The following is a 24,833-nucleotide window of genomic DNA, read 5'->3' on the forward strand; positions in this document are numbered from 1 at the left end:
TTCTGTCTCAACCAATCTCTCAAAGAACGTGTCGAGGAGCTACTCTCCTCGCCTGCGGCACAGCCTGTGCCGGTGTTTTCAATCTCTTAGAACCTTTTGTTCTGGAAGCGGATGCAAAGGTAAGAAGCTTTTCTTAACCTGCAATGAAAAAGAAGAAGTTTTTTTTCTGCCTCTCTTCCCTATCCGTTGCCCTCTGCTTCCCTGTGAAGCGGGTTGCAAAGGTAAGAAACCTTTCCCTTTCCGCAAGGCTGGAGGTAAAGTTTTTTTCTCTTTCCCCCTGCCGCTTTTCATGACGTGGAGGCTGTGTTACCAGCCCCTCTCCCCCTTTCCTTGTGAAGCGGGATGCAAAAGTAGCAAACTTTCCCCGCAACGCAAGCACCCGGGCAAAGAAAAGCGCCTAAAAAGAGACCTTCGCTGTGCAAGTAACTGATACTGCGGGGGAAAAAATTGAAAGAACTTTAGCTGCCTCCTCTGGGCCTGCACGAGGCCCTTATTGTTTAGCGTGGGGAGTGGCTGGGACCAATTTTAAAGAGGTGTTGAGCGCTGCTTTTTGCTGTTCTACCCGCTCTTCAAAACTGATCGCCGGGGAGTAATAGCAGCCAGGGAGCCGGAAGTTCCAGGTGTGTGACAAAATCTTAAATCAGGTTCTGCTCTACCTAAGCCTGCGTCTCAGACACTAAGTTATAACAACCGGGGGAACACCGGGAGTTCCTGTGATTCGAAGGTTTTTCTCATCATTCTTTGGCTCTTCCAACATCCTTTCAACTCTCCCAGCAACTGAATAAGCGATAGTGAATAAGAGGTGTATTACTTGCTCTTTAACATGTAATGCCGGTCCCCGATTGTAATACAGAGACTGGCATATTTGTGCTTTCATAACAAAGCGCATGAATTCTACATTGACCGGTGACTTTTAGTCCTTTCCTTCAGGGCATCAAAATGAGCTTTGGCAAATTCATCTATTTTCTTTGGCTCAAGGAAATTCATTTTTATCTGTTCCTCTCTTTCTTTACCTCCCAAGATGACATTTATTTCCTCGTTCACTAATCCTTCAACAGACATATGTGCTACATCCTCAGGAGTATCCATTTCTCCAACAACAGCAGTTTTCATCATATCTGTGTCTGTAGCGGAGGGATAAACCGTCATTACATGGAGCGGGTACTGGTGCAGTTCTCTTCTCATAGCATCTGAGAACTGCCCAACAGCAGCTTTGGTGGCGGCATATACGCTGTAGAACGGCATCGCTATATAGCCGTAGCCGGAGGAAATATTCATAATAGCTCCTTCCCTGCTCTTCATTAAAAGGTTGAGTGCTTTTTTTGTCAGCAGAATCAGTCCAGTAAGATTGATGTTTATCTGGTTGATGATGTCTTCATCACTTTGTTCTGTAAGTAAACCGGCACTTACGACACCTGCATTGTTTATCAGTATATCCAACTCGCCCCATACCTCAGTTATGGTAGTAATTGCTCGCTCCAGGTCCTGAACTTCAGAAACATTTCCCTGTATGGTGAGAATGTTAACAGATGAAAACTCCGACTTCAGCGCATCTAACGCTTCTTTTCTTCTACCTATCACGGCTATATCCTGCACGCCATGTCTTACTAATTCTTGAATAATGGACTTCCCTATACCAGCGCTACCACCGGAAATGAGTACTTTCTTATCTTTAAGGTTCATTCGTTTCTATTTTAGTTAATCTTTATTTTCAACGGCACCTTGAAACAAGAGTTCCACCTATATTGTATAGAATAACAAGCTTGCAGATGGTTAAGCAGGTGAATGAACAGTAACAGCTTCACTTTATACTTCTTTAGCTATGACGGGTCTTACACCACATCAATCTAATCTATAATAAAATGAAGGTACACCAGAGGGTGGTAAAACTTTTACCGATCATATAGCAGGTCAGTTAATGTATTAAGTCATATTCTGCTGAAATCCTTCACAAATCTTTCTCTATCCTGCTGCAAATTTTTATGCTTCAATACTGCTCAATGATTCAAGCAATTAAGCGTTCGAAAGGAGAATTCCATCCCAGTCTACTTGCCCATTTTTGCTTACTAACGTGACCTTGTGATGCGTTAGTCGTTTAAGTCAGTATAAAAAGATTAAAACTATGGACAATAAAGAAACTGAAGCGGCAATATTTGACCAGATATGCAAAGTAAATGACCTCGACCCGCAGGTTATTAAAAAGGAAGCGGATGGAGAGAATGTTGATGCGCTCATTCGAACTGCTTTCCGGCATCGCGCCAACGCTCTGGTTGCAGATCTGGATATTGAATCTGGTAGCAAAAACGGCAGTTTGACAGAGGGCAAAGAATATAAAGCAGACGGAGACCCGGCGGCGCCAAGCTTTACTATAAACGAAGAATACATCCGCAAGACTTACAGCGAAGACAAGGCAGAAAAGATAATTGATGCGCTGGGGCAAGTGCAGTTACCGATTCAAGCCTAAAAGAAAAGTAAGCCTCTACTCCTTATTAATTTGAAGCTGCTATCAGAAATTTGCATCATAGAGCAATTACTGTTTGTGCAGGCGGTGAGGAAAGAGAGTAGTTAAACTTAGTAAAGCTGATAGAAGAAAATGTGTCAAAGGATTTCAGGATGCTCTACTCATTACCTCTTCCGAGAAGACAGCAAAATTATAACTACATAAAAATTACGGGTAGATGTGAACAAGGGAGCAAGGAAATTTAATGAGCGGTATAGCGTAGGTTAAGATTTGCTGTTGGAGAATAATCTGTTATACCTGTTGTGTGCCCGTACTCCGCTGGTACGGATTATACCTATCTCTTGTAGATGTTACTCCTTTTTATTTTTGATGGCACCATATAATATAGGGCTAAAAAAGCTCAGGTTCTCCAGCACACAAGTCATGCTATAGAACTTCTCCGGATTAATTTCTGAGTTCTCAGCCATGGCTAACAGAATAGTATCCAAGGTCTCCTTGAACTTGCTATTAAATTCTTCCTTTGTCATCTTTCTGCTCTAGTGATACTAATTTACAATAAACAAGCCTTATAGCTGGGGAATTAATTTTATGTTAAATAATCTTAAGTAGTTTATGAGATTACATTACCAGCAGTTTATTATGCTACTTCTGAATGCGTGACTTCGCTGCTCCTTGGATGCATCATATAGCAGAGGAGAACTACTTTACTTTTACAGAAATTTGATGCCACTGTTATAGTGTACACTATGCTAAATTAACTCCTCTTCCCGTTCACTCCGAATTTACAAAACAAGTTAGCTATAACATACATTTAAGTTAGTACAGAAGCCCACAAAAAGAAGCCCTGCGATAAATAACCGTAGGGCTTCTTAATTGTAATCAGTAACTTCTAACTTTAAGCTTTAGTTTCACTTTTAAAGGTATGCTTCAGCTTAAACTGGTTGATAATGGTAGTTTCTGAATTACAAAGGTAGGGTCTGAATTACAAACTGTCCGCCACTCAATACACCAACAACAATTTGATTACCACTAATCAAATTGGCCTCTCTAAATGCATTAGTCAAATCAATCTGTATGTCACTCAGAATTGAGTTATTGTTTATCGAGCGATTTAAAAACTGTATATTGTTATTGTTAAGAACATTTTCAACATCTACTAAATCTTGAACGGTTATATCACCAATATTAACCTCAATATCTGAAACATTCACATTGAGCAAACCTGTAAGGAGTGTACCTACAGTAGTTGTCTGTGCCTTTGCATCATTAGCAGAGAAGAAAGTAAGCATGGCCACAGCCATCATTGCGAATAGAACTTTTAAATTTTTCATAAGTTTGTTATTTAAGTGTGTGATAAATGTGTTATTGTACCTTTAACGGCTAAAAATTTCTATAGTTGCAAAACCAAAACTTAATTAAATACAATTATATTTAGCTATCAAGGTATTCTAATTACAGGATAAAGCCCTAAAATCACCGTATTTCAACTATTTACAAATCTGTAAAAATTAAAATTTTATTATTTATTACCATGACTATATAGGAATTGATAAACATATAGCCTAAATATGAAAAGTTACAAACCTATCTTTAAGAAACATTAAAATTTATCAAAAATCAACCTTATAAAATCCCTTTCACATTAGTAAAATAAAATTTTTTACATACAATAGGAAGATTATAAACAACAGGCTCAATATTTATATAACATTTCTATGAACTTAAAAAACACGCATGAAAAGATAGCTGACAATTCGTGCAAGAAATGTACAAATCCAATTTAATAGAATAATAATTATAAAGTACAAAAATACTCTAGTTCAATGAACTACCAAAATTGTATGTAAAACTGAGCATGTAAAAATTACCTAAAGCATTCTGAACCGATTGCTCAATGTAATTTTGTGTGGCGAACTGAGTTGCTCCTATGTTACGGTTAAGCATATTGAGCCCGGAAAGTCTCACCTCTCCTCTGTTATCCTTCAATACTAACTTCGATAAAGAGAGATTTAAGGTAGGAATTCCCTGATTGAAGTTGGCTTGCCTGTTTCTGAACTTACTGTAGGTAAAATCGGCGGTGAAATAGAAACTTTTAAGAAAATTTATTGTAGCATCTGCAACATAAGCAGCATTTACAAAAACCTGGTTCCTCTGCTGGTTCAGTACATATTCTGAGCTTGTCCGTGTTAAAAAAGCGCGGATATTAACGTCTACAAATTCTTTATAAGTGTAGGCATATCCTATATTGGCACCAACTGACCTTTGGGTTATTGTACCCTCCACACCATTCAGAAGATTAACGCTCTCCCCCTGGCGCAGGTAAGGGCTTACGTTAAAACGGCTGTTGTATCTCCTGACCGGAAGCCCCACATTAACATATGCCGCTAAAGAATTGCTCTGCCTCACATTCGCATACTGCGTGGTGCGCACTTGCCTTTCGTCTATCGTAACAGCAGCCGTAATCGGGTTTGTTGTGTAGTTAAGATTCAGGGAGCTTGTTAAGAAGATACCCGACGTGGCATCCGAGGTATTAAACTGAAGTTTAGCCTGGTGTGTGTACTCTGGCCGCAGATCGGGGTTACCAATATAAAGGTGTAGCGGGTCATACCGCGATACCACAGGCTGAAGCTGGCTGATAGAAGGTTCTCTGACAGAGGTAGTGTAATCAAAGCCTAACCGCGTACTTCGGCTAAACCTCCTGTTATAGTTGATGTGCGGTAATACATTCCTGAAAGTGCGCGTTAAATCATCATCAGGAGCCTCCATCTTTCTAGCAAGATCTGATTGTTGTACCCTTACTCCAACAGACAAATTATATTTGGGCTGGTTGAGGCGGTAATCAACTCCAATGCGCTGATACAGATAAGAAGAACTGAACCGACTGCTTTGGTCTGCAGCAAACAAGCTGGTATCGCCTACCAGGTCATATACCTCCAGGTTAGCTTTAGAGGCGCGGTTAGAGACATCGTAAGTCGCCTGCAGATATTGTTTTTTCCCCAATGGTTCCGTATAAGTTCCTTTCAGGCTATAGCTTAAATCCTTATTTTCCTGCTCATTCCGCTGCCGTACTGCCTCTTCATCACCCTCCGTGAACCTGGTAAAGGAAAATGCCTGTCCTCGGACATCGTCCTGATAAGCTGAAAACTGATTTGTAACGGTAAAAAGTCTACCACTTTTACCGAAACGGTGCCCATAGAACAAATCAGTATCCAGGTTAAAGCTTTTATTTCTTGTGAAAGCCGTCCTCTCCCCCTCATATACAAGCGAATCTGCTACTGAGAAGGACTGTCTGCTGCTGCTGCTGGCACTACGCGCGCCCGAATAACCAAAGGAGCCGTTTAACCTCACAGTGTTGATAGAATCTTTGTGCTCTACACCTGCCGTGGCATTGTGGAGGCTATTCCTGTTCTCGTTCCGGCTATCCTCATAATACAAGGCAGTACCTTCCGGTAAAAAGTTCTGCCTTATCAGGTTGCTTTGAATCGTGGCATCTGTGTGGTTGAAGAAATAAGCTCCTGTTAGGCTGGTTTTAGGTGTAAGCTGCCTGAACACATTTGCTCCGCCCGAGTGTGCATTCACCAGGCCATTCTGGCCAGGGCTTCTTGAGGCGCTCGCTCCCGTCTGGGCAGCGTTAGAACCTGAACCACCCGAAGAAAGATCTATATTGTTTATGTTATTACTCGTGGCAAACAGGGATAACATATTCCTCTCATCAAGGCGATTATAGTTACCCTGCGCCATATAGCGCTTGCTTGTGCCAACACCTGCCGTTGCTTTTCCGAAACCATTATTTCGCCGGTCTTCCTTCAAGGTCAGGTTAATCACCTTCTGCCGGCGCCCATCATCTATACCTGAAAATCTGGCTTCCTGCGATTGTTCATCAATTACCTGCACATTTTCAATGGCATCAGCGGGTAAATTCTTTGTAGCAGTCTTCAAATCTGCTCCAAAGAATTCTTTTCCATCCACAAAAATCCGTGTTACACGTTCGCCCTGCACGCTAATGTTGCCGTCGCTTTGCACATCTAACCCAGGTAGCTTTTTCAGCAATTGTTCTACATTGGCATTGGGGCGAGTGGTGTACGAGCCGGCATTATATTCCACAGTGTCCTGCTTTACAATAACTGGTGCCTTTATACCTGTTACCTCTACTTCTTGTAGCTGACTTGCCACGGGCTTGAGCGCAATGGTGCCCAGGTTTAGTGTATCAGAGGTAGAAGGAGGCATGGTGAGGTTTGAATAAAAAGGGGAATAGCCTAGAAAAGACACCTTAAAGATGTAGTTGCCTTTCCTGATATTTTCAAGGAGAAAATGCCCTTCTGTGTTGGTAGTGGTATAATGCACGACTGCTGAGTCAGTGGATTGCAGCAGAAAAACAGAGGCAGAAGGCAGGGCTCCGGCTTCTTTCTCCACTACCCTACCCTTAATGAAGTGCAGTTGCGGAAAAGCTACATTACTCGTAACCAGCAGTAAAATAAATAAAAGAAACTTCCTCATCCACCTTTATCAATTTATCAACATTGGCCAGGAGCTAACTGCTCCTGCTCAACACATACGAGTCTCTGCTAATTTTCTCAAGCAAGCTTTTGTGTATACGAAGTTCTTATACCGATTACTACAGCCTTGTAGTAATCGGTATCTTTGCATCGAAAATTTTAACACTCCCCAAAGAAACGTTAAGCAGCATTTCTAGAAAGGGACTCACCCTCTTTATTTATGTATCAAGGCTATTGGTTGTCTTTACTTCTTTCTAAACAAATAAGGCTGTTGCTGCACAAGTGCAACAACAGCCTTATCAAAATTAAAAATTATTACTTACTGCTTCTTTACATTAACGTCCACGTCAACATCACCTAAGTTTTTCAGACGTTCCTGCACTTTGTCTTCTGTTCTTTTCCAGTCGCTTTTAACTTCTCTCCACTCCTGCTTCGTCTTGTCGTCCCAGGTGCTGCTCTTGGCATCAAGTTCAGCTTCGCGGCGCTTATACTCCCCTTCTAGCTCCTGCCATTCCGCTTCTGTGGTTGTTTCAGTTCTTGAGGAGTTCTGCTCTACCCAAGCAGAAAACTCATTTACTTCACCTTCTGCTTCCGTTGTGGCTTCATGCATTTCACGGGCAGCCTCGTGTGTACCTTCATGTGCCTCAGCCTGTATTTCGGATGCCTCCGCGTCTGTTTCGTTTGCGGCTTGCTGGTCACAGGAAAACATAAATGCTCCCAATGAAAGCCCCATAACGAGTGTATATAAACTAGATATTATTTTCATGGTTTCTCAGGTTTAGGTAATACGGCTTGTACGCCCGATAGCCAAAAAATGATACACCTCTACCTCCTATACTAATTCAAAGCTTATTCACCCTAAATAGTACAAATCAAACATGTGTTGGACTTTACCAAAAGAGGAGGCTAATCGGTTCTAATGCCCAAGCCACTCAAGAGCCTCTTCCTGTAGAGAAAAATTCTTTACCTGGAAATTAGTGACACCTAAAGCCTCCGCTCTGGTCACAACTGACTCCAGCGATATCCGATGGAACATGTTTTCGGGCAGCACTCTGGCCAGCATTTTCAACTGCGTTTGAGAGAGTAGTTCGAAAAACCTGCTCGATAACCATTCCTTTGCCTCAGGACTGAGCGCACCTAAAAGTTGTGCGTTGGCTACAACTTTCTCAGCCTGCGTTTCAAGAAGTATTTCGAAGAGTTTAGTCCCGCCAATCTCCAATTCCTCCGCAGTTACAGGCCTCAGCCACCGCGCCTGCAGCAGCCGGATATCTTTGTCTACCTCTATCTTGTAAAAGGCCGACTCGTATTTTGTCTCAAAGGGCATAGCTGTAATGGAAAAGTTATACAAATATACACGAACCTGTACCGCAAAGGGATATATATACAAAACACAATAGTAAAGAAAATATACACTGAAGCTGTAGAAAACAGCAGGATATTTCATCATGGCACTTGAAGAGCATTCTGACCGAAACAAAAAAAGCCCCCGCAGGACGGGGGCTTCTTCGCTTTGGCTCTAATCAATGACTACTCTTTTTTTGAAGCGTCTCCGCCCTTTTCATTCATTCTTACAACACCTGCCTGACCCTGTGCATTCGTCATAGTTACTTCGTACACTACAACACCTTCTGTATCTTCTGCTGCAGGCTTAATCAGGTAAATGTCTCCTACTGTCCAGTCTTTGTAAGTATCGCTCTTTAATGCTTCCTGAACTGGCGCTGGTAGTTGCTCCTGTGTTACTTTCTCTTTTTTCTCATCCTGCGTCGGCTGCGCAGCCTGCGTCTGCTCCTGCTGAGGAGTTGTTTGGGCGTTAGCATCCATTGAAGATAATCCAATTAATGCGATAGCTGCTGCTAGAAAGGTTACTTTTTTCATAATCGTATGTTTAAGTTCTGCAATCTATCTTATCAGAACTGTGCCAAACTAGATATTTCAACATATATAACTGATTATCAGTAGTTTAACTAGTGATCAGGAATAGCAAAGTTGTGTAGAAAGAAGGAAGCTATCTGGGTAGGTTTCTCCACACTCTGTAGAAGAACGCCTCAACCTATCATCTGCTGGAAGAAAAATGACCTTACCGCTAACCTAAGGTATTTGCCTCCCCTCCGACCCCTGCTGCTGAGTATTCCTGATTCTTGCAGTAGAAACGCACCCCATTCTTGACGACACTACCTGGAAGTGGTGGTTTATGGGGCATAGACCATTCTATCGCTCAAAAATATAGTCACTCAAGATACCAGTTACAGTCCTTGCGTCTGATGATGACCCGGTGATAACATCCGAGGGTAACCAACAAGTCATGTTGCAGGTCCTCGAGCAGGCAAATACGGTTACTACGCAGCAGGTAGGTCACCTGAGGCCTCTGAAACCCCCCGGTTGGATAGCAGCTCAATCAGTAAGTTCAGAAGATGTGAATGCAGCAGGAGTTGGTGCTTTGATTTCAGCAGGCAGCCTAAAACTTAGCTTTATGGTAAGATCACTTACTGAAGGAAAAAGAAAAAGCACTGTCTTATGTTTGCAGTGCTTTTTCTTTTTCCTTCTTTATTCGGCCTACAAATTCAGTGTCAGGTGCACGAAGTATTCTTCAGCCGTTTCTCTTATCACCAAATCATGCTTGCCCGGATAGAGCAGGGCTAAACGTTGCTTTACATTCGACAAACCAACACCAGATTTATCTTTCTCCGGATCACTTTCCTGCTTCGCATGCGTGCTGTTGTAGACATCAAAAAAAAGCTTGTCCTGTTCACAGTGTAACGTGATTCTGATCCAGGACTTATGCTTCAGGCTGATGCCATGTTTGAAGGCATTTTCCACAAACGGAATCAGCAGCATGGGCGCAATAAACTTCTGTGCCAGCACATCCTCAATTTTAGTTTGAATGGTTATACCGGGTGAGTTAGCGGTTCGCAGCGACTGCAAATCGATGTAGTTGCGCATATACTCTATTTCCCGGGACAGCAGTATTTTGCTCTGGTGGTTTTCGTGCAGCATAAAGCGCATCATGTCGCCCAGCATCTGTATTCCCTGTGCTGTACGTTCACTGTTCTCCTGCAGGGCTGTGCCGTACAGCGTGTTTAAAGCGTTAAAGAGAAAGTGCGGGTTAATCTGAGAGCGAAGGAAATCAAGGTTAGCAGCAGAACGCCCCAGCTCCTTTTTAAGAACAAACAGTTCCTCATTACCCTGCATCTGGCGTTTAAAAAGCACCCACGACAGAGGCACCGTCAGGAGCAACTGAAAGGGAACATTCATGAAACCTATTGCCAACGCTGTTTCCTCCTGCTGTGTCAGGAACAGCCCCACCAGCCATACCGGTACCATGGAAGGTACGACAACAATAATGCAGCTGAGGAGATAGGCCCTGAAAGGATTCTTACGGGTTAAGGCCTTCGGGATGAGCGCATAAAATGAGTAGCAGTATAAAAGTATAGCACAAGGAATCAATATTCCCCAACCAACTATCACTTCACCATCTGCACCCATGATCATCAACAAGAACATACTTACCATCCACAGAACAAATGCGGCAAGTCCGTCTCTTGTCAGTATCCTGTATTTAGATTGAATTGCTTCGGAATTAGAAAGAAGGTACAGCCCAAAGTATTTTGTAACGGAGTAAAACCCGAACATGAGTATCAACCAAAGCGAATAACGGAAGCTATTCCGGAATATCAGGTTATAAGTTTCCTGCTCATTGTTGTACCTGTTAAAGAGGTAGTTCTTCTCATAGGTGTCTGCTATTCCAAAAATCACTCCTATAGTGACAAAGGTAAGCACGATAGAAAAGAAGTTCAGAAACAATAATCTCTTCTGGATTAGCGTCGGGAGAACCTTAAAGTTGAACAACAGAAAGGCACCATACAGAAGGATGTACTTGATGAGCTGCGGAAAGAAATAATCCTCATAGTAATTAAAAGGGATTCTTGCCTGTTCGAAATAATATTCTGTTGGGCTATGAAGGTCTGTGCTGAGAAAAAACACAGCAAACACAAAAATGGTAGTAGCAGCCCAAAACTCTATCTTTTTCAGGGAGAAGGGGTTGACGATAATATTATTCACTGTAAAATCTTTCATGCAACAATGATAATTTATAGCTGTGAGGAAGAATAAAAAATGTGATGAAACCAAAGGTATTTGTGACGTAACAGGCGTTTGAAGCAAAATAGGGGAAACAAGGCCTGTAACTGGTTCCATTTCTTTTAACTCCACTTACAAAGGCTACAGCTTAATTGAAAATAATAAGGTATAAAACAGTAGCAGAGTTACAGCTTTCGTTTTGCAGGTGTTACCTCCCACCTGCCCTCATGGATCTGAAGGCTTTCCGCGCGTCCGTTCTCTACATTGAATGCAATGCGCATGTCATCCACCTTTTCCGGGATAAAGTAGTGGTTGCCCTGGGAGCGAAGCCGCAACGCACGGCCGTTTCCAAATTGCGCCTTCAACTGCCCATCCTCACTGAATACCCGTAGCTCCCGCATTTTTGTTGGGGTCGACTGATAGGTATAAACACCCTCGTAGCGGACAATCTCCTCATTGCTTACCGGCAGGTCCTGTACTACTACGTTCAGTGCTGCCCTTGCAAGCGCTGTTTCCAGCTGCTCAGCCCTTTCCCTCCCCTTTGAGGAATTAGACAGGATGCCAATCGTCAGGCCGTCTTCCGGATAATGAGACAGGTAGGCGCCGAAGCCGAACGTCCCGCCATGGTAGATCTTACGGTGACCGCCAGTTTCATTTATATAAAGGCCATAGCCATAGCCTACTGTGTCTCCGCTGGCAAGTACTGTTGGCGTAGTCATCTGGCGCAAAGACTCCGGTGAAACTACCTGTCCGTTGTGCAGTAGGTAAGTCCAGCGGATGAGGTCGCCGACTGTCGAACATAATCCACCACCTGCACTGAACACGCGTAAGTTGCGGTACGGCACGTTGATGAGCTTCTCCCCCTCATGCAGGTATCCTTCTGCTCTGTTGGGTATTACACGCTTTAGATCGTTAAAGAAGATGTGTCTCAGCCCGAGTGGCTGAAGCAGTTGGGGTTCTGCATAATCTGCCCATGGAGTACCCGTAACCTTTTCGATTACCTGGCCCAACAGGTAATATCCCATGTTGCAGTAGTCGTAGCCCTCACCTGGCTTGAAGTCAAATGGCCTGTTGCCCCATAGTACAATCATGTCCTTGTAAGAGAGATCGAGGGCAAACCAGTTGGGCATGGCCTCGTTTCGGAGCGTATAGTCCCTGATGCCTGATGTGTGCGTCAGGAGATGCCGCAGGGTCACGTGGTGCCCCTGTGTGGGGTAATCCGGCAGGTACTTCGTGAGCGGATCATCCAGTGAAATCTTTTCTGCTTCAACCAGCCGCATAATAGCAGCAGCCGTAAACTGCTTTGTTACTGAAGCAATATTATAAACTGTCTCAGGACCAGCAGCCACATCCATTTCCACATCTGCTTTGCCGTAGCTCCGGGAGAAGATGACTTTCCCTTCCCGGGCAATGGCCACTGTCATGCCGGGCACATCGCCTGCTGTTATGTAGTTGTTGGCCATGGAGTCTGCAATGGATTCTAGCAGGCTCACAGGAATTGCCTCATCCGGAACCGGGCTGCTTTCTGCTGGCACTGCAGCACTCTTGTAGGCCTGCTCTTTTGGCGTGCAACCCGATAACAGGAGTATACAGGCTGTGAAAAGAAAACTACCGCAGGGGTTTGGAGAAGTAAATAGCATATGTCTCATAACAGGTCTGGTGATACAGATTAGTTTATGAGCAAGATTAAGGAGCCTTCAGGATGGCATCAACTAAATGTGATAAAGCTGGAGAAAGATGTGACGAAGTGGCCGCCGGGTTCTATTTTGTTTACTGGAGCAGTTTAGATCTGCCAATGCTACAGAGGCACCAGGAACTTAAATCAGCAGGAGAAAGCAGGAGTGAGTTGGCGGAACTATAAAGGAGATACCAGGGCTGCCATAGAATTGACACATTTCAACGTAGAAAGCTTTCTTTACTCTTACCCAGGAGAGACGGAAAAGAGGCAACAGTGGTAATACCGGGAAATGCAACAACCAACCTTGCCTAAGCTGTTGTAACGACAGATCAGTGAAAATTACATCAGACACCATCCTATCCTTTTTACTTCTAGCGTGAGGGACTGTTCTAAATAAGTGTTGGCTGACAATAAAGTTTTCGACACCAATGCTCCATTTTCAGTGTCAGCTTTGTCAGGCATTCGGCTTGAGATGTAAAGCTTCCTGCATGGCTTTAATCTGCGTCACATCAGCTATCAGTTGCTCATACTCAGAAAGGACTTTATTGCTGGACATGGGAGGATAGTCTTTGCGAAACGCCATATTGCTTTCTACAAGCCTGCGGACAGAGGCATGCACCTCACTTACTCCTGTTTTAGCGACTATCTCCGAGACATTCGTTGGGTTCACGCCGCCTCCAGGTAAAATGATCAGTTGCCCGTCAGCCCTTACCTGCAGTTCCCGGAGGAGTGGCACACCTTGCAGAGCCGTTTCCTGCTGACCAGACGTGAGCAGGCGGTGCACCGATAGCTGCAGCAGGTCATTAAGGGCCTTGATTGGGTCGGGAGTAAGGTCAAAGGCTCTGTGAAAGGTGACACTCATCGTACCTACATGCGCAATTAATTCCTGTGTTCTGGCAGTGTCTATACTTCCGTCCCTGGTAAGCATGCCAATCACCACACCATCCACTCCAAGTTTTTTACACCATTCGATGTCCCGCTTCATCACATCGAACTCCAAATCAGAATACAGGAAGTCACCTCTGCGGGGCCGGATAAGCACGTGCAAGCCAATGTTGATGTTCTTCCTGACTACCTCTATCATACCGGCGCTTGGAGTAGTGCCCCCGCCAGCCAGGTAGTCGCACAGTTCCACACGCTGGGCACCGCCCTGCTCTGCTGCCATGGCAGAGGCGACGGAGTCAACGCATATTTCCAGCGTCAATTCTTGCCTACAGCTTGCTTTTTCCATCAATCAGCTTACCCCCCGACTTATCCTGCACGGCATAATCAAAGCCCTTATGGATGCAGTAGCCGCCATACTCGCCGTTTTTGTTCAGGGCAATGAAACCTACCTGCAGGTCCTTCACATCCTTTTGCTTCTTGATAATCCGCTCCACGGCCAGTCGGCAGGCATCTTCGGGAGAATTTCCCTGCCGCATCAATTCCACCACCAGGTGGCTGCCCACCATCCGCACAACGGCTTCACCGAGTCCTGTAGCTGTGGCGGCTCCTACTTCGTTATCTACAAACAGACCGGCTCCGATGATGGGGGAATCGCCCACACGACCGTGCATTTTGAAGGCGGCTCCGCTGGTGGTGCAGGCTCCGGCTAAATTGCCATTTGAATCCAGTGCCAGCATACCAATGGTGTCGTGGTTCTCAATGTTGATAACGGGCTTATACTTCGATTCTTTCAGCCACTTTTTCCAGTCCTTTTCTGAGGCTGGCGTTAAGAGGTTCTCCTTTTCAAAACCTTTCTCCAGCGCGAACTGCAAAGCACCCTCTCCCACCAGCATCACGTGCGGCGTATCTTCCATCACTTTGCGGGCTACCGATATCGGGTGCTTAATGTGCTGCAAAAACGCTACTGCGCCGCAGTTGCTGTCCTTGTCCATGATACAGGCATCAAGAGTCACCTTGCCTTCCCTGTCCGGATAGCCGCCATAGCCCACTGTCCGCACATTTGGGTCTGCCTCCGGCACCCTCACCCCCGCCTCCACCGCATCGAGCGCGCTTCCCCTCTTCGACAGCACCTCCCAGGCCGCGGCATTGGCCGGTATACCGTGGTTCCAGGTAGAGATAACAACAGGCATGTTAGCCTTGGCCTTCCCCAGTTTCCCGGCGAAAGCATTTTCAAAGTGAAAGCCACTGCCTAAAAACGTTGCGCCTAAGGCGGACAGCTTGATGAATTTGCGTCTGTTGCTCATTGAGGTTGATGTTCTAAAGTATACATTGCCGGATTGCCTTTAATAGACAGGAATTAGAATTGATTAGTGGTGCATCAGTTCCTCAGGCACCTCGTCGTTTGCCTGGGTTGTGTCCTTTTCAGCGGCTCCTTCCTCTGCGCTCTCAACTGTAATTTCTTCCTCCTGTGCATTCTGGCTGCAGGAAGTGCCTACCAGGAGGCATAAAACGAATAGTAATTTGTATAGCGTTTTCATCAGTCAAATTTGTCTTTAATGTATGGTATCAAATTTAAAGGATAGTATCTTATTTTCGGTGATTTGGCTAAACTATGGCGCAAGATTATAACGCTGGCTGCAAAGTGTTCCTCCACTAACACTAACACTAACAACCAACCTCTATGTTCATCTATAATATAACCCATGCTTCGGGTAGCACAGTAATTAACTCTCTTACACATAGCTACTACTTTACTCCGGTATTACTTTAACTTTTAAGTGTGAAGCTCTTTGTGCATCGTGGTAAATCTGGATGGTAGACTTGATATAGTCTTCCGGGTTGGCTTCATAAATGTTGATAAACTGCTGCGGATTCCGATCAGAGAGCGGGAACCAGGAGCTTTGAATCTGCACCATCAGCTTATGCCCCTTTTTGAAGGTGTGCAGCAAGTCAGGCACCTCGAACTTTACAGGAGTTGGCGCACCTGGCTTGAACGCCTCAGGTTTCTCAAAGCTGTTGCGGTAGCGGCCGCGCAATATCTCGGCTCGCACCAGTTGCTGATAGCCTCCCATTACTGCCTCACTGCCCTCTGCGGCAAGAGAATCAGAGGTACCTTCCGGATAAACATCAATCAGTTTCACCACAAAATCGGCATCGGTGGTGCTGATGCTGGCTACTAAATCAGCTATAACCGGACCAGCTAAAGTTAAGTCTTCCGTGAGGGGCTCAGATGTATAGGTGAGCACATCGGGCCTGCGGGAGGCAAAGCGCTGGTCGTCGAGCATGTACTCCCGGGTGCGCTTGCGGTGAATTTGCCCCTGGTACGGCACCGGGTTTGCCGGATCAGAAACATATTCATCATAAGAATTCGTGACTGTTGGAGCCGAGAACCCGATTTTACCGTTCGGAAGCAGGTATAAATTTCTGTCCTGCACTGCTTTCGGTGGCCAGGTTGCAAACGTACGCCACTCGTTGGTTCCGGTTTCAAACATAGTGGCTTCGGCTAGCTTGGGTGCATTGCTCTTGCCTTTCAGGTGATAGTTCATGAAGGGCAGGAACAGGCTGTCGAGGTAGAATTGCCCGGTAGGTTTTTCAAAGGAGACATCGCCCAATGACTTTGCTTCAGACCACCAGCAGCCATGGCACCAGGGGCCCATCACCAGCTTATTTGTAGCTCCCGGATTTTGCTCCTCAATTCGCTCATAGGTTTCCAGGGCACCATACAGATCCTCAGCATCAAACCAGCCGCCAACAGTTAAAATAGCTGGTTTCAGCTTGTTTGCGTGCGGCAGTGGGTTGCGGCTTTTCCAGTAAACGTCATAGTCAGGATGTGCGAGTATATCATTCCAGAAGGGAATACTGTCTTTAAAGAATTCTGTGTTCGCACGCTTAGGCGTTATGACTGTGTTGAGGAAGTAATCATAATTATCACGGTTTTTGCTGTCTGTTACACCAAAGGTCCGGGTGGCGGGTTTATCAGGCTCGTCCTGATCAAAGCGGGGAAGAAAATCAAAGAAGTCCATCCAGAAAAAAGCACCGTTGTGATGCACATCATCCCCAACAAACCAATCTGTTACAGGTGCCTGCGGCGAAACAGCTTTCAGCGCCGGATGGTTACTAACAGCGGCAGCCGTACTATAAAAGCCCGGGTACGACACGCCATGAATCCCGACATTCCCATTGTTGCCTTTCACGTTTTTCAAAAGCCAATCGATGGCATCATAGGTGTCGGTCGCTTCATCAGGCTGCTTTTGTTTCTTTTTATTGTCATTGTTCACCAGTGGCCTCTCATGAGAGAATTCACCTTCTGAACGCCAGCGGCCGCGTACATCCTGCTCCACAAATATGAACCCTTCCCGGGCCAGCTTTGCAAACGAAGCGTTACCATACAACCTGCCATGTACGCGGGTAGCGTTGTAGGGGGTCCTGGTCATCAGGAAAGGGTACTTTTTTGCTTTAGAAGCATCCTTCGGCACAAAAACCTCGGTGTAAAGCTTTATACCATCGCGCATTGGCACCATCACTTTGCGGTGCTCATAGTTTTGCGCCAGGTACAAGCTGTCCTGGTATTGCTGCGGTTCTAACTTTACAGTGGTGGTGCTCTGGGCAAAGGAACTGGCGGAAATCAATGCCAGGAGAAAGACTGTGATCAGCCGGGGGTAACGTATTTTCATGTATTTGGAGTAGATGTTGTATCAGCAATATACTAATTGCTGCTGAATTCCCCCACCTCCTACTGAAGCCTTCTATGATGTGTTGCACGGGAAAGGGAACGGTTCTGCTTCTGCTTTAACCTTTTGTAGAGAGTATAGCATATAGACAACTGACTTCCGCAGACGAACTATCCTGTTGCTTCTCCTTAGGCACTAAATTCAACTCCTGAATTATCTAAGCTATTACAAAGTTGCAGCAACCTGAAAGTACAGCTTCTTGTAAAGTAGTTTTGTAAAACTGTACTTATAAAAAATCTATCAACAGAAAATAAAGATGAAAACACTGTTTGTGTTGCAGGGCAGTTCAATTGTCCTTAAAACTTATAACGAACCTGTACAGGTGTATCCGGGGATGAAGGTAATTCTGAAGGATAAGGAGTATACGGTGCAACATGCTAATTTGTCTTTAGATAAAGACGAAGTAGCTGTTACAGTAGAACGTGCTTCGACCTAGCCTGAGAATGAGAAATAGACAAAGTATGTGAAGCCCTTATACTGCCACATATAATGTAGCATTATGTGCTAACAAAAGACATAATAAATCAAAGTATTATCTACTGTTTTAGTCTGTGCTCAACTCCAACTACACTTTTCTTGTTCTTGGTCAACGTCACCACGTCATCGAGGATCATGTATAAGCAGGGCACTATGACTAAGATGATGGAGGTGGCGAATATAATCCCGAAGCCAAGGGAAATGGCCATGGGAATAAGCTGATAGGCCTGGCTGGATGTTTCCAGTATGATGGGTGTCAGTCCGCCGAAGGTGGTGAGGGTGGTGAGCACAATCGGCCTGAATCGCCTGATTCCTGCTTCGTGAATGGCATCGTAAGCGGAGAGCTCCCCCCTGTTTTTATTGGCATAGTCAATCATGATCAGGGAGTCATTCACCACCACGCCTGAAAGGGCAATCACGCCCATCAGGCTGACGAGTGACAGGTCATAACCCAGTAATATATGGCCTATTACAGCGCCTACCACGCCAAAAGGGATAGCCAGCATCACGATGAGGGGCTGGATATAAGAATTTAATGCCACTGCCAGCAAGGCAAAAATAAGGAGCATGGCAATGATAAACCCAGACCATAAGGCTTGCGTTGATTCCCGCATTTCTGCCTGGCTTCCCTCATATGTCCAGGTGATGCCCGGGAAGTCGGCTCTTAACTGTGGTAGAATTTCCTCGTTCAGAGAGTTTAGCACGCGGGACTGGGCATTTGCCGGCTCTACATCCATACCAACGTTCACTACCCTGCGCCCGTCTCTCCTGTTGATGTTGGTGAACGTTACTCCTTCCGCCACCTTTACAACATTAAGCAAGGGCACGGCTGTGCCATCAGGTGCCCGGACGATGAACTCTTCCAGGTTGTTCATATCCTTCCGCTCTTCCCACGGCAGCTTCACGCGAATCTCAGTTTCATTAAGGCCCCGAAGCTGACGTATTGCCAAGGCTCCGTAAAAAGCATCCCGCACCTGCTGTCCAACACTAGATGGTGTGAACCCCAAACTTCTTCCTTCCGGCAGCAGTTCAAAGCCCAGTTGCACCTTACCCATGTTGTAGTTGTCACTCACATCACGGGTTTCCTCAAAAGACTCTACCCGCTCCAGGAATGCCTTGCTGGCACGTTCCAGCACTTCAATATTGGTGTGGCTCAAATCCACGCTGATGTCCTGCCGGGCACCTCCGGGTCCTCTTTCAGCTTCGAAGGTTATCTGGTCCACCCCCTCAATATCGCCAATGTTATCGCGCCACAAGGCTATGAGTTCTTTCGCGCTCATGTCTCTTTCATCCGGCGGCTTCATCACTACTTCCACATCAATGAAGTTTTTCCCACGCACATTGGTTTTGATACCTTCTGCTACCTCATACAGGTTATTCTCCTCAAACATGCGCTGGGTGGAGTTCGATAACTGGTTGGCCACTTTGGCGGCCTGCTCAGTTGTGGTGCCCACCGGCAACCTTACGGCGGCTTCTATTTCATCAGCCGCTACCTCCGGCATCAGCACCATTCCCATGTGATCGCTGTATCCGTAGCCACCTACTAACAGCAGTAAGGCAATCGCAGAGCTGAATGTGATGTACCGGTTGCGCAGGCAAAGGTCGAGAAAAGGCTTGTAGAAGCGGTTGACAAACCGATTGAAGGCTTCGGCTATGGAACCCTGCCAATGCTCCAGTTTCCGCACCGCTTTGTTGTTGTTTTCCTTCGGCTTGTGCGCCACATGGGAGGGCAGGATGAACAGCGCCTCAAAAAGAGAAACGATGAGCATCACAATAACGACCACCGGTAACGGCCACCAGTATTTACCTGTTTCACCGGGTATAAAAAGAAGCGGCATAAAGGCCATGATAGTGGTCAGAATGCTGAAAACCACAGGTTTGGAAACATCTTTGGTGCCCAGAATAGCGGCATCCATATAAGAATATCCCTTTTGCCGATAGTCGTAGATGTTTTCCCCCACCACAATGGCATCGTCCACCACAATCCCCAACACAATTAAAAAACCAAACATGGAAATCATATTGATGCTGATATCTACCAGGGGTAAAAAAACCATGGCCCCGATGAAAGAGATGATCATGCCCGTCATTACCCAGAACGCCAGCCGGTACTCCAGGAACAAACCAAGAATGACTAACACAATCACAATGGCTAACAAGCCATTCTCCGTCAGTAGCGACAAGCGTTCCCGATAGTCTTCTGCCCTGTTGCTCTCTATGCGCACTTTTACACCGGGAGGAAGCGACTTTTCATAATCCTTTATAATATCTTTGACTATTGTTTCTATTTCCAGCGGAGACTGGTCTCCAATCCGATATATTTCCAGGTCAACAGTGTTCTGCTGGTTAAACTGTCCGAAAAAACCTACTTCTTCAAAGCCATCCCTTATCTCGGCTATGTCCGCCAGTTTTACGGTAGCGCCCGATTCTGAAGAAATGATGTCGATGCTGCCGAACTCCTCTGCCCAAAGCTTGCGCTCTTCCATCCGCAGCAATACTTCTCCCGCCTGCGTTTCTATAGCACCGGCAGGCACATCCTCGCTGGACTGACGGATGATACTGGCCACCTGCCCCAGCGTAAGGTTGTACTCCCGAAGCCGGTGCTCCGGAATCTCTACATGCGTAATAAAGTCAGGCACGTTGCCTATCTCTACCTGCGTAATTTCATCGTTACTCAATAGCCGGTTGCGCAGCCTTTCAGCCAGTATCCGGAGCGTCCACACATCCACGTCACCATACAACCCGATACCCATTACATCGCGCTGCTCATCCCGCAGGCTTACCTGCGGCTGCTCAATGTCGTCCGGAAAGGTTTGTATTCTGTTAACGGCCTGGTCAATCTCCTGAAACGCCTTCATCCGGTTGGTGCCCGCCACCAGTTCCACAGAGATATTTCCGGAACCTTCATTGGCAGTGGAGGTGACCTCTTTTATTCCCTGAACACCTCTGATCGCTTCTTCTACGGGTAGGAGGATCCCCTGCTCCACTTCTGTTGGGGCCGCACCCGGGTAAACCACACTGACGTCTACAAAATCCAGTTGAAACTGCGGAAAGACTTCTTTCTGGATGTTGAACATCGTCCAGATGCCTCCCCCTATCAGAATAACCATCAGAAGGTTCGTAATGATCCGGTTACGGGCCATGAACGCTATGGGGCCCTTGTATGTATTATCCGTTAACTTCTTGTCCTTATCCATTTATTCCTGCCCTCCTTCCTGTCTTTGCGCTGTTTCATTAGAAGCCCCGGCTTTTTCTGTGCGTAAACCAGACCCCTCCACCACGGTTGATAGATCAGTGGTTACAACCATATCGTTATCAGAAAGTCCTTTGCTGATATAGGCGTAGTCCGCATCCTGAAACAAGATCTCCACATCGCGGATACTTAGCTTTCCGTCTTCCATTACCCATACCGTTTCATCTTTCCTGATGTAATCACGGCTGAGCCTGATAGCGTCCTTTATTTCCCGCGCCTCAATGTGTGTTTCAACAAAAGTCCCTATCATTAAAGGAGGAATGGTATCGTAGCGGGCAGCGCGTGCGAGGGGGTCAGGAACAGAAACCAGCACACGGGCCATTCTGGTTTGTGTATCGAGGGCGCCTACCAGGCGGAAGAGCTTTCCTTTTCTGAACTGGCTGCTCGGCCAGCTTGTATCGTTTGTTACCCTGACATCTGAGGCCTTTGCAGCATCTTTTTCTGCAAAAGAGAGCCAGCTGATTTTAGACATGGGCACATTGGCAGCCACCCAATACTCGTCCATTCCCACCAGCCGTCCGAGCTCTGCCCCAGGTGCCACCTGAGAGCCCACATTTACACTCCTGCTGATGATATGGGCATCGAAAGGTGCCCGAATAGTGGTTCGCTGCAGGTCGAGCCGGGCCTGGTTTACAGCGGCTTCTGAGGCTGCTATATTGGCCCTTGCTGCCTCCAGTTGTGGCTTCCGGAGCACCAAGTCCCTGTTATCAGCAGCCAGTTCGGCCCCTATCAGTTCAAAGTCTTTTCGTGCCACATCCTGCCGGCCCATCTCCACACTCAGTTCCGACCTGGCCAGTTGCAGGTCGCTTTGCCTGAGCTGCAATATGTTTCTATAGTCAGCAGGGTTTATCTGAAGCAGTACTTCGCCTTTCTTCACAAATGAACCTGGTATAAAGTTCTCGGAAATACTGACGATCTCTCCCCCTACCTGCGGACTTAGTATAATGTCTTTCGCTGCCTGTACGGTACCGGTAGCGACTACAGTAGGTACATAATTGCCCCTGTTCACCTGCACCACGTCCACCAGCATCGCCGTTTTTTTGGTTGCCGCCTCACGTTGTGCTTCCGGTTCCGTCATAAAAACAAATAAAGTGATGGCAGCACTTACCAAAAGCACAAAAACACTGATGATAATAGTTTTCTTTTTAGTCATCTGGATGCATCCATTTCATTGTATAGTCTACTGGTTCTCCGGTATTTCCTCCATCAGAAGCTCTCTTTCTGTGTCAAAGCCACCTGCCAGCGCCCGGTAAAGTGCTACCCTTATTTCCAGCAGGTCCAGTTGCGCGTTAATCAGATCCCTGCGGAGCTGCTGCTGCTGGTTCAGGGTTACCAGCACATCGAGGTAAGGGAGCGATCCGTTAAGGTATTCCACCCGTAGCTGCCCAAAGGTCTTCTCCGCCAGCTCAACCTGCTCCTGGATAACTTCAATCCGCTGGCGTTGTTTTGCCTCCTGAATCAGCGCGTCTTCAATTTCCTGAAAAGCGATGAGCACTGTTTGTCCATAATCATTTAGTAACTGCTGCCTGATGGCTTCTGCCTGGTTTACCTGGGCATCCAATCTTCCTCCGTAAAATATAGGGGCCAGCACACTGCTGCCAATCGAGATGGCCTGCGATTCAAGTAAGCCGATGAGGGAATTGGACCTGACAGCCGCATTGAGTGAAAAGTTCAGGCGCGGGTATTTGTTGCTGATGGCAGCAGCCACTTCCCTGTCGGAGGCCTGTAGCCTGTAAAAGGCACTTTGCACATCGGGTCTTCGGTTGACAAGTTGCAGGGGAACACCGGTGAGAGGCAACGGGGGCAGGTCTGGTAACTGAGCGGGGGCATCCAGCACATCTGCGGGTGGATGCCCGAGCAGTACGGACAACTGGTTCTCAAGCAACTCCTGCTGTAGTTCTAGAGCTATCTGCTGTTCCCTGGTGCTGGCTATGAGCTGCTCCTGCCGCAGAATATCGACACCCCTTACCTGTCCGCTGGCAAACCTGTTTCGGATAAGCGCCAGCACCTGTTCATTGGTTATAAGCTGTTCGTCCAGGAGCTGAAGCTGAATACGGGTAGCCTTCAGCCTGAACCAGGCCAGGGCAACCTCACCGGAAAGCGTGACTGCCGCTGTTTTGTAATCATAATAAGTGGCAATGAACCTGAACTCTTCGGCATGCACGCTGTACCTGATCCGGCCCCACAGGTCCACTTCATAGTTTGATCTTAAGGAGAGCTGCGTGTTTTCACCCCCTACGAAGTCAGGTTCCGGGCGGCTCAGCCCGCTCTGGAGCTGCAGAAACACGTCAGGCACCTTCGCGGATGCCGTTATGTTCACCAATGCCTCTGCCTCCTGGAACTGGTACCAGGCGATTTTCAGAGGAAGGTTGGCTTCAAAAGCAGAGTCTATCAGCGCATTGAGCTTCGGGTCTTCAAAAACTACCCACCATTGGTCCGGCACCTGGGTTTCGCCAGGGAGGGAGAAAGCTTCTGGGGTTTCGAAGGGAAGCATAACATCGGCCACTTTGCGTGAACATCCGGAAAGCCAAAGGATGGTGCAGCAACACAGAAGGTATAGTCCGGGCAGGGTAGCTACCGGTTTCTTGTTCGGTTTAAATGCTGGGGTGCCGTTTTTCAATCTGTTGTTGATTCGTTTTATTCTTTAAGCTTTCAATATGCAGGACTTGCCAGCATCAACTAAAACGGACTTCGGGATGCTGCTTTTCTACCTCTCTTCCATTATATGAAGTGCTGCTTTACATGGTATTGAAGATGTACCCGCTGCCGTTGTACATTTTATACGCTTTGGAACGTCTTTGTTTTCTTGTTTTAACTTTTACTTTCAAGTCATTAACAGCAATGCATACAGTAATCGCCCCACTTATACAGAAAAGGAGACATTCATTCAGCAGGAAAAGCAGCTGCAAGGCTTGGTCAGCCGATAAAGCCTGGCACTCCATCAGAGGCTTTCTGTTGAGCGCTTCACATGTTTCCTTCCATAGTTCTCCAGATGATAGCTATCCTCTTACCATTTCTCCATGTATTTCATTTTACATCAGCTTAACCTCGACTGATGTTACTCAGAACCACCACTGGCTGTGCCCGTAGTATAAGTTGCTTGGAAGAAGAATTACAGATGTTTAATATGAATGGATGGATATGTCAACAGGATCAAAAAGTATAGCAGCAGAATTGATAAAGGGTGCGATAGCAGGAGCAGCTTCTGTTTGGGTGATGGACAAGATTACCTGGTATATGTACCAGAATGAGGACCCTAAAGCTTATTTACAGGAGAAAAAAGCACAGGTGCACGGAAAGTATGTGGCAGACGTGGCAGTAGACAAAGTGCTGGACGCAACCGGAGCAAACTTAGATGCCAGAGAGCGCTGGATGGCAGGCAGAGGGGTACATTACTTTCTGGGAATGGCACCGGGAATACTTTATGCTGCCATGCGGCACAAGGTAAAGGGGCTGGACGCCGGAGGAGGCTCACTCTACGGCTTTGGCCTCTTTGTAGTGATGGATGAAATAGTAGCACCAGCAACAGGGCTGTCTTCTGGACCTGCTGCCTATCCGTGGCAGGCACACGCACGTGGACTCGTTGGCCACTTAGCAGTAGGAGTGGTCACTGATGCGTTACTGAATATACTGGACAAAGCCTTGCCGGAATAAAATATTACCGTTTGCTCCTATTAACAGGATAAGGCTACATTCGCCATTCGTACTGCCGTTTCACAATTGCTCCTTAATAGATAAACTTCACGCAAAAGTAAACAAGGCTCACCTGTAGCCT

19 protein-coding genes are annotated in these 24,833 nt (G+C 46.3%); 3 read left to right on the forward strand and 16 right to left on the reverse strand.

The genetic code is table 11. The annotated features are described in order from the left end of the window. Positions 1-894: 894 nt before the first annotated feature. Complete coding sequence (locus tag ACFS7Z_RS02960; RefSeq protein WP_377480668.1) at positions 895-1,683, reverse strand: SDR family NAD(P)-dependent oxidoreductase; 789 nt, start codon at positions 1,681-1,683, stop codon at positions 895-897. Positions 1,684-2,122: 439 nt separating this feature from the next. On the opposite strand from ACFS7Z_RS02960, the gene ACFS7Z_RS02965 reads away from it, so the two are divergent. Then, on the forward strand, positions 2,123-2,464 hold the full coding sequence (locus ACFS7Z_RS02965; RefSeq protein ID WP_377480671.1) for a hypothetical protein: 342 nt from the start codon (positions 2,123-2,125) through the stop codon (positions 2,462-2,464). A gap of 347 nt (positions 2,465-2,811) precedes the next feature. Here ACFS7Z_RS02965 and ACFS7Z_RS02970 read toward each other — a convergent pair whose 3' ends face one another. The 12 genes from ACFS7Z_RS02970 to ACFS7Z_RS03025 all read right to left on the reverse strand — a co-directional run bounded on the left by ACFS7Z_RS02970 (position 2,812) and on the right by ACFS7Z_RS03025 (position 17,271). Continuing rightward, positions 2,812-2,988, reverse strand: coding sequence for a hypothetical protein (locus ACFS7Z_RS02970; protein ID WP_377480674.1), 177 nt, complete (start codon positions 2,986-2,988; stop codon positions 2,812-2,814). Positions 2,989-3,423: 435 nt separating this feature from the next. Beyond that, on the reverse strand, positions 3,424-3,792 hold the full coding sequence (locus ACFS7Z_RS02975; protein WP_377480677.1) for a hypothetical protein: 369 nt from the start codon (positions 3,790-3,792) through the stop codon (positions 3,424-3,426). Positions 3,793-4,276: 484 nt separating this feature from the next. Beyond that, positions 4,277-6,958, reverse strand: a complete 2,682-nt coding sequence (locus ACFS7Z_RS02980) for an outer membrane beta-barrel protein (protein ID WP_377480680.1) — start codon at positions 6,956-6,958, stop codon at positions 4,277-4,279. A 318-nt stretch (positions 6,959-7,276) separates the two neighbouring features. After that, positions 7,277-7,723 (reverse strand): hypothetical protein, encoded by a 447-nt coding sequence (locus tag ACFS7Z_RS02985; RefSeq protein ID WP_377480683.1) that lies wholly within the window; start codon positions 7,721-7,723, stop codon positions 7,277-7,279. A gap of 150 nt (positions 7,724-7,873) precedes the next feature. Then, a complete protein-coding gene (locus ACFS7Z_RS02990; RefSeq protein ID WP_377480686.1) occupies positions 7,874-8,281 on the reverse strand; it encodes a hypothetical protein in 408 nt (135 codons plus the stop codon). A 203-nt stretch (positions 8,282-8,484) separates the two neighbouring features. Beyond that, positions 8,485-8,832 carry a hypothetical protein gene (locus ACFS7Z_RS02995; protein WP_377480689.1) on the reverse strand — a complete coding sequence of 116 codons (348 nt, stop codon included), beginning with the start codon at positions 8,830-8,832 and terminating at the stop codon, positions 8,485-8,487. Positions 8,833-9,510: 678 nt separating this feature from the next. Further along, positions 9,511-11,031: a sensor histidine kinase gene (locus tag ACFS7Z_RS03000; protein ID WP_377480692.1), complete on the reverse strand. Its 1,521-nt coding sequence runs from the start codon at positions 11,029-11,031 to the stop codon at positions 9,511-9,513. A gap of 188 nt (positions 11,032-11,219) precedes the next feature. Further along, a complete protein-coding gene (locus ACFS7Z_RS03005) occupies positions 11,220-12,683 on the reverse strand; it encodes a serine hydrolase domain-containing protein (RefSeq protein ID WP_377480695.1) in 1,464 nt (487 codons plus the stop codon). Between the two features lie 483 nt (positions 12,684-13,166). Further along, positions 13,167-13,943 (reverse strand): copper homeostasis protein CutC, encoded by a 777-nt coding sequence (locus tag ACFS7Z_RS03010; RefSeq protein ID WP_377480698.1) that lies wholly within the window; start codon positions 13,941-13,943, stop codon positions 13,167-13,169. Then, a complete protein-coding gene (locus ACFS7Z_RS03015) occupies positions 13,924-14,901 on the reverse strand; it encodes an isoaspartyl peptidase/L-asparaginase family protein (RefSeq protein WP_377480701.1) in 978 nt (325 codons plus the stop codon). Before ACFS7Z_RS03015 ends, ACFS7Z_RS03010 begins: the two co-directional genes overlap by 20 nt. A 63-nt stretch (positions 14,902-14,964) precedes the next feature. Next, positions 14,965-15,135, reverse strand: coding sequence for a hypothetical protein (locus ACFS7Z_RS03020; protein WP_377480705.1), 171 nt, complete (start codon positions 15,133-15,135; stop codon positions 14,965-14,967). A 213-nt stretch (positions 15,136-15,348) separates the two neighbouring features. Next, a complete protein-coding gene (locus tag ACFS7Z_RS03025; protein ID WP_377480708.1) occupies positions 15,349-17,271 on the reverse strand; it encodes a CocE/NonD family hydrolase in 1,923 nt (640 codons plus the stop codon). A gap of 313 nt (positions 17,272-17,584) precedes the next feature. On the opposite strand from ACFS7Z_RS03025, the gene ACFS7Z_RS03030 reads away from it, so the two are divergent. Beyond that, on the forward strand, positions 17,585-17,764 hold the full coding sequence (locus ACFS7Z_RS03030) for a hypothetical protein (protein WP_377480710.1): 180 nt from the start codon (positions 17,585-17,587) through the stop codon (positions 17,762-17,764). 100 nt (positions 17,765-17,864) lie between these two features. Here the strand turns inward: ACFS7Z_RS03030 and ACFS7Z_RS03035 are convergent, their stop codons facing one another. Genes ACFS7Z_RS03035 through ACFS7Z_RS03045 form a run of 3 tightly spaced genes read right to left on the reverse strand, consistent with a single transcriptional unit; the run spans position 17,865 to position 23,678 of the window. Further along, the gene (locus ACFS7Z_RS03035; protein WP_377480713.1) at positions 17,865-21,002 is read right to left on the reverse strand and encodes an efflux RND transporter permease subunit; all 3,138 of its coding nucleotides are present in this window, start codon (positions 21,000-21,002) and stop codon (positions 17,865-17,867) included. Continuing rightward, on the reverse strand, positions 21,003-22,211 hold the full coding sequence (locus ACFS7Z_RS03040) for an efflux RND transporter periplasmic adaptor subunit (protein ID WP_377480716.1): 1,209 nt from the start codon (positions 22,209-22,211) through the stop codon (positions 21,003-21,005). It lies immediately after the preceding gene. A gap of 27 nt (positions 22,212-22,238) precedes the next feature. Then, a complete protein-coding gene (locus ACFS7Z_RS03045; protein ID WP_377480718.1) occupies positions 22,239-23,678 on the reverse strand; it encodes a TolC family protein in 1,440 nt (479 codons plus the stop codon). Between the two features lie 521 nt (positions 23,679-24,199). Here ACFS7Z_RS03045 and ACFS7Z_RS03050 point away from each other — a divergent pair. Continuing rightward, positions 24,200-24,712: a DUF1440 domain-containing protein gene (locus tag ACFS7Z_RS03050; protein ID WP_377480721.1), complete on the forward strand. Its 513-nt coding sequence runs from the start codon at positions 24,200-24,202 to the stop codon at positions 24,710-24,712. Positions 24,713-24,833: the final 121 nt, after the last annotated feature.

This window comes from Pontibacter toksunensis (assembly GCF_042686245.1).
Lineage (GTDB): Bacteria > Bacteroidota > Bacteroidia > Cytophagales > Hymenobacteraceae > Pontibacter > Pontibacter toksunensis.